The organism is Colwellia sp. SU-HH01217 (genome assembly GCF_057543495.1).
This window is the reverse complement of sequence record NZ_BAAJLX010000052.1, coordinates 1-602: the sequence shown is the minus strand read 5'-3', so window position 1 is coordinate 602 and position 602 is coordinate 1. Positions and strand designations below refer to the sequence as shown.

At 36.0% G+C, this 602-nt stretch carries 1 protein-coding gene; it reads right to left on the bottom strand.

What is annotated here, in order from left to right; translation table 11 throughout:
- Positions 1 to 93: 93 nt before the first annotated feature.
- A complete protein-coding gene (locus AC27G3_RS18195; protein ID WP_487124055.1) occupies positions 94 to 489 on the bottom strand; it encodes a DUF3465 domain-containing protein in 396 nt (131 codons plus the stop codon).
- Positions 490 to 602 lie beyond the last annotated feature (113 nt).

The following is a 602-nucleotide window of genomic DNA, read 5'->3' as shown; positions in this document are numbered from 1 at the left end:
TCATTAAGAGGCAATAAAATAGTTGGTTAAAATAAGCGAGGCACGAGCAAAAACCAACTGTTTTTTGTCCTGCTTAAATGACTTGTTATAAAGCTATTGGTACGTTTTACCCTTGTGCTTCAACCAACCGCCAACATGATACCCTTTTGGATCTTTATGAGTCCAGTGAACTACACCACCTTTTTTATTCCACTCATATTCGCCATAAAATTGGACTTGGTCACCATTTGAAATTGAATTTATTCTCGGAGCAATGTCGATGTTGTGAGCAATTAAAATCGTTTGACCCGATGAAAGTTTAAGGATGAATTTTTGGTGGCGAGAACCTTTATTGTCATCATTTAATATACGAACAACCGTGCCGCTCCCTTGAACCTGAATATCACTTTTATGATTATCGTATGCGTCTTGAATAGTGGATGCTTGAGCAAAATTTGCCCATTGGAATAATATAAAGCTAACAAAAATTACTGCTGATAGTTTTCTCATGTGCCAAACCTTCCCTAGCTTTATAACGCCCTGTTAACAGGCAATAAAATAGTTGGTTAAAATAAGTGACGAAGGAGCAAAAACCAACTATTTTTTGTCCTTATTTAACAATT

What these genes read in the sequence shown, in the direction of transcription:
- AC27G3_RS18195 (WP_487124055.1), bottom strand. Translation starts at nt 489, where the DNA reads ATGAGAAAACTATCAGCAGTAATTTTTGTTAGCTTTATATTATTCCAA.